Genomic DNA, 10,367 nt, shown 5'->3' on the forward strand with positions numbered 1-10,367 from the left:
GTCGGGGCGCTCTCCAGTGAACAGGGACTCGCGCTCTTCGACGCCGCCTGCGACAACGGAAAGCCACACCTCCTCGCCCTCAACCTCAACACCCGCAACCTGCCCGCCCCCTCCGATCCCTCCCTGCCCGTACTCCTGCGGACACTCGCGACAGGCACCCCCGTACGCCGCACGGCAGCCGCCCGGCAGGCGCCCGCGGATCTGACCGGGCGACTCATGACCATGCCCCCGGACGAGCAGCGACGAGTGCTGCTCGACCTCGTACGGACGAACGCCGCCACCGTGCTCGGGCACGCCGACGCGGAAACGGTGCAGAACGACATCCCCTTCAAGGACCTGGGGTTCGACTCACTGACCGTCGTCGAGCTGCGCAACCGGCTCGCCGCCGCGACGGGACTGCGGCTGCCCGCCTCCCTGGTCTTCGACTATCCGGAAACAGCCGTACTGGCAGAGCACCTACGACAGCGGCTCTCGTCCGACGGCGCGGCGCGACCGGCGGCAGACGCCGTCGACCCGCTCCTCGGCGAACTGGGCCGGATCGAGAGCAGCCTGACCGCCCTCGACTTGGACGACGAGGCACGAGGCCGTATCTCCAGGCGGCTCAACGGACTGCTGTCCGCCGTCAACGGCGGTACGGCAGAACTGGAGGGCGGACCGACGGTATTCGACGGAGTCGAGTCCGCCACCGATGACGAGATCTTCGAACTGATCGACCGCGAACTGTGAAACCGTTGATGGAGGGTCAGAGTGACGTCGGGCACGGAAGACAAGCTCCGCCAGTATCTGAAGCGGGTCACAGCGGACCTGGGGCAGACCCGTCAGCGGCTGCGCGAGGTGGAGGAGCGTTCACAGGAGCCGGTGGCCGTGGTCAGCATGGCCTGCCGTTTTCCCGGTGGTGTGGGCTCGCCGGAGGACCTGTGGGAGCTGGTCGCATCCGGCGCTGACGCCATCGGCGACTTCCCCGAGGGACGCGGCTGGGACCTGGAGGGTCTCTACGACCCTGATCCCGACCACCCCGGCACCAGTTACACCCGCAAGGGCGGCTTCCTCTACGACGCAGACCGGTTCGACGCCGGCTTCTTCGGTATCTCGCCGCGCGAGGCGCAGGCCATGGAGCCCCAGCAGCGGTTGCTCCTGGAGACCTCCTGGGAGCTGCTGGAACGCGCGGGCATCGCCCCCCGGACGCTGAAGGGCAGCCAGACGGGCGTGTACGCCGGAGCTGGATTACCCGGATTCGGCACCCCGCGCGTCGAGAGGAGTGCGGAAGGCCACCTTCTGACGGGCAACGCCCTGAGCGTGCTGTCCGGACGGGTGGCGTTCACCCTGGGCCTGGAGGGGCCGGCGGTCTCGATCGACACGGCGTGTTCGTCATCGCTGGTGGCGATCCATCTCGCCTGTCAGGCACTGCGGCAGGGTGAGTGCTCGTTGGCACTGGCCGGCGGGGTGACGGTGATGGCCACGCCGGGCATGTTCACCGAGTTCTCCCGCCAGCGCGGCCTGGCGTCCGACGGGCACTGCAAGCCCTTCGCGGACGCGGCCGACGGGACGAGTCTTGCCGAGGGCGTCGGCCTTCTGCTCCTGGAGCGGTTGTCGGACGCGCGGCGCAACGGACACCGGATACTGGCGGTCGTACGGGGCTCGGCTGTCAACCAGGACGGCGCGAGCAACGGTCTGACCGCGCCGAACGGCCCCTCGCAGGAGCGGGTGATCCGCCAGGCCCTGGCTATGGCAGGCCTGTCGTCCTCCGAGGTGGACGCCGTGGAGGCCCATGGCACGGGCACCCGGTTGGGCGACCCGATCGAGGCGGGCGCACTGCTGGCCACGTACGGACGGGACCGCCCGGAGGGCCGGCCGCTGTGGCTGGGCTCGGTCAAGTCCAACATCGGCCACACCCAAGGAGCCGCCGGGGTGGCGGGCGTCATCAAGATGGTGATGGCGATGCGCCACGGTGTGCTCCCCGCCAGCCTGCACATCGACCGTCCCTCGACAAGGGTGGACTGGTCGTCCGGCTCCCTGCGGCTGCTCGCCGAACAGCGGGAGTGGTCGGCCGGCGACACTCCGCGCCGGGCTGCCGTGTCCGCGTTCGGCATGTCGGGCACGAACGCCCATGTGATCCTGGAGGACGCCGAGACCGAGGCGGCGGAACCCGAGACGGCAGCGCCCCCGCCGATGGCCGGTGTGGTGCCGTGGGTGGTGTCGGCGCGCAGTGACGAGGCGGTGCGTGGTCAGGCTGGGGCGTTGGCCGAGTGGGTGGATGCCGATTCGGGGCTGACGCCTGTCGGGGTGGGGTGGTCGCTGGCCACGGCGCGGTCGGTGTTCGAGCGGCGGGCGGTGGTTCTGGGTGACCGTCGTGAGGGGCTGGTCGCGGGTGTGAGGGCGTTGGCGGCCGGTGACGCCCACCCCGATGTGGTGACCGAGCCTGACGGGTTGGTGCAGGGAGGTGGGACGGTCTTCCTGTTCAGTGGTCAGGGCAGTCAGCGGGTGGGGATGGGGGCGGGTCTGTATGGGCGCTTCCCGGTCTTTGCTTCCGCGTTCGATGAGGTGTGCGGCTATCTGGACGGGGAGCTGGAGCATCCGCTGCGCCAGGTCGTCTTCACCGGCGTACCGGGCCATGAAGGACTGCTGGACCACACCACCTACGCCCAGGCGGGACTGTTCGCCTTGCAGGTGGCGTTGGCACGGCTGCTGGAGTCGGCAGGAGTACGCCCCGACGCGGTGGTGGGCCACTCGGTCGGGGAGATCGCCGCCGCGTATGTCGCCGGGGTCTTCGACCTGCGCGACGCTTGCCGACTCGTCGCCGCGCGCGCCACGTTGATGGGCGCGCTGCCGCGGGGCGGGGCGATGACCGCGATCGAGGCGAGCGCCGGGGAGCTTGAGGAGGATCTCGCCGGGTGCGGGGGGCGGGTGAGCGTCGCCGCCGTCAACACCCCGACCAGTACGGTGATTTCGGGGCCGGCGCAGGACGTGGCGCGTCTCGGTGCGCTGTGGGCCGGGCGGGGCCGCCGGACCAAGGCGCTGACGGTCAGTCACGCCTTCCACTCCATGCTGATGGAACCCATGCTGCAGGAGTTCACCGAGGCGATCACGGACCTGGACTATCAGCGGCCGGTGCTGCCGCTGATCAGCAACCTGACCGGCCTGCCCGCCGGTGAGGACATCACCACCCCCGCCTACTGGGCCCGCCACATCCGCCGGCCGGTCCTGTTCGCTCCCGCGGTCACCCACCTCGCCCCCGACACCGGCACCTTCCTGGAACTGGGACCCGACCCCGTCCTGACCACCTCGACACAGCGGACCCTCGATGAGTCCGGTGAGGCGGTGAAGAAGAACCGGCAGCCACTGGTGACGGCTGTACTCAGGACCGGACGGCCGGACGCGGAAGCGTACGGACACGCTCTGGCGCGGCTGCACACCGCAGGAGCCGAGATCGACTGGAGCGGCTGGTTCCCGGTGGAACCGACACCCCGCACGGTCGCCCTCCCCACCTACGCCTTCCAACGCGAGCGGTTCCGCCTGGGTGCCGGTGAGGGTGTCGGCGATGTGGGTGCGGCCGGGTTGCGGCGTGTGGAGCACGAGTTGCTGCCCGCGGCGGTCGCTCTGGCCGATGGGGGGTTGCTGCTGACGGGGCGGGTCTCTGTCGCCGGTGAGCACGGCTGGTTGGGGGATCACCGGATTCTGGGTTCGGTGCTGGTGCCGGGTGCGGCGCTGGTGGAGTGGGCGTTGCGCGCGGCCGACGAGGCCGGATGCGCGGGAGTGGACGAACTCGTCCTCCAGGCACCCCTCGTGCTCCCGGAGTCCGGCGCGGTACAGGTGCAGGTGGCGGTGGACGCCGCGAGGGACGGGCGGCGCGGCATCCGTGTGTATTCCAGGCCCGAGCATGGCGACGACAGTGCGGAGTGGACGTGCAACGCGGAGGGCGTTCTCCGCGCGGAGGCCATCCCCGTACCGGCGGGGGAGAGGGGCGGTCCATGGCCCACCCCCGACGCCCGGCCGCTGGACGTGAGCGCCTTCTACGAGCGGACCGCTGCCGCCGGATATGCGTACGGTCCGGCGTTCCAGGGCGTACGGAGGGTCTGGCGGGACGGCTCGGACCTGCTGGCCGAGATCGAACTGCCCGAGGCCGCCGGGGGCGGCGACGGATTCGGCATCCATCCCGCCCTGCTGGACGCCGCGCTGCACCCAGGACTGCTGCTGGACGAGCATCAGCAGGACGGGGCCGAGGACGCAAGCCGTCCGGTGTGGGTGCCGTTCACCTGGAACGGGGTCGCTCTGTGGGCCGACGGCGCGACCGGAGTGCGTGTCAGGTTGTCACCGGACGTGGGCGGCGCGGCGGGTGAGCGCAGTCTGCGCGTAGCGGTGTACGACGCGGTGGGTGCTCCGGTGCTCGGTGTGGACACGCTGGTGATGCACCCCGCTGACCCCGAGCAGCTTCGGGCGATGGGGGCGCCGGACCCGGAGGGTGGCCGTCAGGCGGGAGAGTTGTTCACCCTGGAATGGACGCCGTTCGAGGACGGCGACAGCTGGGTGACGACTGGCGAGGTGGCGTTCGTCGGTGCCGGCACCGACGGCTGGGTGGCGGTCGGCCCCGGCGTACCGAGCGGTCTCGTGGACGTGTCGTACGCGGATCTGGATGAGCTGCTGGCCGGGCTCGACGAGGGTGACCGCGTTCCCCCGGTGGTCCTGGCCGGTGTGCCGACGGACAGCGCGGGGCCGGACGCGGTGGCGTACGGGCTGAGGCTGGTGCAGGGGTGGCTCGTCGAGCCCCGGCTGACCGACAGTCGGTTGGTCGTCGTGACCCGGGGCGCTGTCGCTGTCGACGCACCGGATCCGGCGGGTGCCGGGGTGTGGGGTCTGATACGCAGCGCGCAGCAGGAGGAGCCCGGCCGGTTCGCCCTGATCGACCTGGAGGAGCCCGGCCCGGACGGCAGCGGAGAGGGAGTCGTCGGGGGGTTGGTGCACGGCACGGCCACCCTCGCCGCGATCGTGCGGGCGCTGGGCGCCGACGAGACGCAGGCGGCGGAGCGCGACGGGCGACTGCTCGTACCACGGCTGACTCCGTTGACCTCGACAACCCCGGCGCAGCCACCTCGTGCCGAGCCGTCCGGCGACGGCCCGGCCGACCCTGCCCTCGACGGCGGCACACGCGGCCCGGACAGCACCGGCCTCACCTCCGAAGCCACCGCCCTCGACCCCAACGGCACCGTCCTCGTCACCGGAGGCACCGGAACGGTGGGCGCTCTGGTCGCCGAACACCTGGTCCGCAACTGGGGTGTCCGCGACATCGTCCTGGCGAGCCGCCGTGGCGCGGACGCCCCCGGCGCTGCCGAGTTGAAGTCGGCGCTGGCCGCGCTGGGCGCGCGGGTACGGTTGGTTGCCGCCGATGTGGCGGACCGGGAAGCCGTTGCGGCCCTCGTCGCAGGAATCGGTGCCGATCATCCGCTGACCGGTGTCGTACACGCCGCCGGTGTCCTGGACGACGCGACGCTCACCGCGCAGTCGCCGGAGCGCCTCGCCAGGGTCTGGGGGCCGAAGGCCGGCGGTGCGGCCCATCTGCACGCCGCGACGGCGGACCTGCCGCTGGCCATGTTCGTGATGTTCTCATCCGCCGCCGCCTGCCTCGGCAGCGCGGGCCAGGCCAACTACGCGGCGGCCAACGCCTACTGCGACGCCCTCGCGGTCCGGCGGCGGTCCGCCGGACTGCCCGGACTGTCGATGGGCTGGACCCTGTGGGCCGAGGCCAGCGGCATGACCGGGCATCTGACGGACGCAGACCTGACCCGACTCGGCCGCGCCGCAGGCGCGCCCCTGTCCGGCGAGCGCGCGCTGGCCTTGCTGGACACCGGCGCCCGGCATTCGTCCCCGTACCTGCTCGCCGCCGACCTGGACCGGCGCCTGCTCGCAGAGCGGCCCGCGGACACGCTGCCGACGCCCTTGCGCACCCTCGCCGCCGCGGGTCGGGGGCGTGTCCGGCGCGCCGCGGCCGTCGGTGCCCACGAGGGCTCCGGGCTGGCCTCGCGGCTGGCCGGGCTCGACGAACGAGGTCGGCTCGACGCCGTGCTGGACGTGGTGGCCGAGAACGTCGCGGGGGCGCTGGGCCACAGGGCGGCGCGGGAGATACGCGCCGACGCGTCGTTCAAGGACCTGGGATTCGACTCGTTGACGGCTGTGGAACTGCGCAACCGGCTGGCGGCCACCGCCGGAACCCGGCTGCCCGCCACCCTGGTCTTCGACTACCCGACCCCGCACGCCCTGGCCGAATACCTCGCGGGGCGGCTGAACGGCGGGGTCGCCACCGCCACCGCCACCGCGGCAGCGCAGCTCAGCAGCGTGACGACCGGCGCCGGCGAGCCGGTGGCCATCGTGGCGATGGCGGGCCGCTACCCCGGCGGGGTCACCTCCCCTGAGGACTTGTGGGACCTGGTGACAGCGCGCCGGGACGCGGTCGGGGAGTTCCCCGACGACCGGGGCTGGAACCTGGACGGACTGTTCCACCCCGACCCGGACCACCCCGGCACCAGCTATGCACGCGAGGGCGGTTTCGTACACGACGCCGCCGGCTTCGATGCCGCGTTCTTCGGGGTGAACCCCCGCGAGGCGGTCGCGATGGACCCGCAGCAGCGGCTGTTGCTGGAGACCGCCTGGCAGGTCCTGGAGCGGGCCGGTATCGACCCACTGACCCTCAAAGGCAGCAGGACCGGGGTGTACGCCGGGGTGATGTACCACGACTACGGGGTCGGGGCAGCGGGTGACGACGCCCAGTTGGAGGGCTATGCGATGCTCGCGGGCTCGGGCAGCGTGGTCTCGGGACGGGTCGCCTACACCCTCGGTCTCGAAGGCCCCGCGGTGACCGTCGACACAGCCTGCTCCTCTTCCCTGGTGGCGATGCACCTCGCGGCGCAGGCCCTGCGACAGGGCGAGTGCACGCTGGCGCTGGCCGGCGGGGTGACGGTGCTGGCGACCCCGGAGGTCTTCACCTCGTTCTCACGGCAGCGCGGGCTGGCGCGGGACGGCCGCTGCAAGGCCTTCTCCGCGGCGGCCGACGGCGTCGGCTGGGCCGAGGGCGTCGGACTGGTTCTGCTGGAACGCCTTTCCGACGCCCGCAGGAACGGCCACCAGGTGCTGGCGCTGCTGCGCGGCTCCGCGGTCAACCAGGACGGCGCGAGCAACGGTCTGACCGCGCCCAACGGCCCGTCCCAGGAGCGGGTGATCCGCCAAGCCCTCGCCAACGCCCGGCTGTCACCGGCGGATGTGGACGCTGTCGAGGGACACGGCACCGGCACGGCCCTGGGCGACCCGATCGAGGCGCAGGCCCTGCTGGCCACGTACGGCCAGGGCCGACCGGAGGGCCGACCGCTGTGGCTGGGGTCGGTGAAGTCGAACATCGGCCACGCCCAGGCGGCGGCGGGTGTGGCGGGTGTGATCAAGATGGTGATGGCGATGCGGCACGGAGTGCTGCCCGCGTCCCTCCACGTCGACGAGCCCACCCCGCACGTCGACTGGGAGTCCGGAGCCGTGCGTCTGCTCACGGACGCGGCGGACTGGCCCGCCTCCCGGCACCCGCGCCGGGCCGGGGTGTCGTCCTTCGGCGTGTCAGGTACGAACGCGCACCTGATCCTGGAGCAGGCCCCCGAGCCGCAGGGGGCCGCGGAACGTCCGGAGCCGGAGCGACCGGTCGAGGCCGTCCCCTGGGTGCTGTCGGCGCGGAGCGGTGACGGTCTGATCGGGCAAGCGGCGGCGTTGGCCGCCCATGTGGATGCCGGTCGCGAGCCCTCGCCTCTGGACGTGGGGTGGTCGCTGGCCACGACACGGTCCGCGTTCGACCGCCGGGCGGTTGTGGTCGGTGACGGGTATGGGCAACTGCTGGGGGGTCTGCGGTCCTTGGCGGCCGGGGAGACGCATCCGGGCGTTTTCACATCCGGTGCCGCGGCCACGGGGGAGAGCGCTGCGGGTGCCGGGAGGACAGTGTTTCTGTTCAGTGGTCAGGGCAGTCAGCGGGTGGGGATGGGGGCAGGTCTGTACGGGCGTTTCCCGGTGTTTGCTTCCGCGTTCGACGAGGTGTGCGGGTATCTGGACGGGGAGTTGGAGTGTCCGCTGCGGGAGGTGGTCTTCACCGGGGTGCCGGGCCGGGAGGGGTTGCTGGACCACACCACTTATGCGCAGGCGGGGTTGTTCGCGTTGCAGGTGGCGCTGGTGCGGCTGCTGGAGTCGGCGGGGGTGCGGCCCGATGCGGTGGTGGGGCATTCGGTGGGGGAGGTCGCTGCGGCGCATGTGGCGGGGGTGTTCGGTCTGCGGGATGCCTGTCGTCTGGTTTCGGCGCGTGCCACGTTGATGGGCGCGCTGCCGCGGGGCGGGGCGATGACCGCGATCGAGGCGAGCGCCGGGGAGCTTGAGGAAGATCTTGCCGGGTGCGGGGGGCGGGTGAGTGTCGCCGCCGTCAACACCCCGACCAGTACGGTGATTTCGGGGCCGGCGGAGGACGTGGCGCGTCTCGGTGCGCTGTGGGCCGGGCGGGGCCGCCGGACGAAGGCGCTGACGGTCAGTCACGCCTTCCACTCCGTGCTGATGGAACCCATGCTGCAGGATTTCACCGAGGCGATCACGGACCTGGACTATCAGCGGCCGGTGCTGCCGCTGATCAGCAACCTGACCGGGCTGCCCGCCGGTGAGGACATCACCACCCCCGCCTACTGGGCCCGCCACATCCGTCAGCCCGTTCTCTTCGCTCCCGCGATCGCCCACCTCGCCTCCGACACCGGCACCTTCCTGGAACTGGGACCCGACCCCGTCCTGACCACCGCCACCCAACACACCCTGGACCAACACACCCTGGACCACCACACCCTGCACCACACGCAGGGGGCCACTGACGAGCGTCCCGCACCGCTGGTGCTTTCGGCCCTCACCCACAGGCAGCCCGAAGTCCACGCCCTCACCCGTGCCCTCGCCCAGCTGCACACCCACGGAACCGACATCGACTGGGCAGGCTGGTTCCCCACCGACCCGGCACCGCACACGGTCCAACTCCCCACCTACGCCTTCCAACGCGAGCGGTTCTGGCTGGCCACGGGCGGTGGTGTCGGCGATCTGGGTGCGGCCGGGCTGCGGCGCGTACGGCACGCGCTGTTGCCCGTCGCGGTGCCGCTGGCCGATGGGGGGTTGCTGCTGACGGGGCGGGTCTCTGTCGCCGGTGAGCACGGCTGGTTGGGGGATCACCGGATTCTGGGTTCGGTGCTGGTGCCGGGTGCGGCGCTGGTGGAGTGGGCGTTGCGCGCGGCCGACGAGGCCGGGTGCGCGGGAGTGGACGAACTCGTCCTCCAGGCACCCCTCGTGCTCCCGGAGTCCGGCGCGGTACAGGTGCAGATAGTGGTGGGCGCGGCCGAGCCCGGCGCCCCCCGGGAGATCAAGGTGTACTCCACCGTCGAGCGGGACGACAACTCGCCCGACGAGGCGGAGTGGACCTGCCACGCGAGGGGGACCCTCGGCAGGGAGGTGCAGACCCCGGCCGACGTACGCGAAGCGACATGGCCCCCGAGCGACGCGCAGCCACTGGAGGCCGGGGGCTTCTACGGTCGTGTGGCCGAGGCGGGATACGCGTACGGTCCTGCGTTCCAGGGCGTGCGGGCCGTCTGGCGGGACGGCGACGACCTGCTGGCCGACGTCGAACTGCCCGAAGCCGCGGGACAACCCGGTGGATTCGGCATCCACCCCGCGCTGCTGGACGCGGCACTGCACCCCGGACTGCTGCTCGAAGACGCCCGGGAGGATGGTCGGGTGTGGCTGCCGTTCGCCTGGAACGACGTCGCACTTTGGGCGGCCGACGCGGCGACGGTACGGGTCCGACTGACACCGCTGCCGGACGCGGACGCGGACGCGGATGGGCGCGAGGAGAGGCGTGGGGTACGGATCACCGTGGCCGACGCGTCCGGCGGGCCCGTCCTGAGCGTGGGCTCGGTAATGATGCGCCTGGCCGACGTCGCGCAGTTGGCGCCCCCGGCCGATCACGGGGTGGAAGGACAGTTCGCGCTCGAATGGATCCCCTTGCCCGAGAGCGAGACGGCTTCGGGGGCCGACGCCTCCCTCGACGGCGAGGGCAGAGGCTGGCCGGTGCTGGGATCAGATGTGTTCGGTCTGGCCGGAGCGGAGACATGCCACAGCGACGTCGAGTCGTTGGTCGCGGCGATCGACGCCGGCTCCCCGGCGCCTGAGGTGGTGCTGACATGCGTAAGCACTGCTGCGGGTGTTGATGCCGAGGAAGGGCTCGACACTACGGCACGTGTTCTTGGGTTGTTGCGGGTGTGGCTGGCTGAGCCGGGGTTGGTGGGGGTGCGGTTGGTGGTGGTGACGCGGGGTGCGGTGGTGGTGGATGG

Annotated in this window: 2 protein-coding genes; both read left to right on the forward strand. The window is 72.0% G+C overall.

Features of this window, described 5'->3' with window-relative positions; genetic code table 11:
- Window positions 1-726, forward strand: a 726-nt coding sequence (locus tag ACIOKD_RS41885; RefSeq protein ID WP_402093725.1) for a phosphopantetheine-binding protein, incomplete at its 5' end; no start/stop codon positions are given.
- A gap of 21 nt (window positions 727-747) precedes the next feature.
- On the forward strand, window positions 748-10,367 hold a 9,620-nt coding region (locus ACIOKD_RS41890), incomplete at its 3' end, for a type I polyketide synthase (protein WP_402093727.1).

The organism is Streptomyces sp. NPDC087844 (assembly GCF_044742785.1).
Classification (GTDB): domain Bacteria; phylum Actinomycetota; class Actinomycetes; order Streptomycetales; family Streptomycetaceae; genus Streptomyces.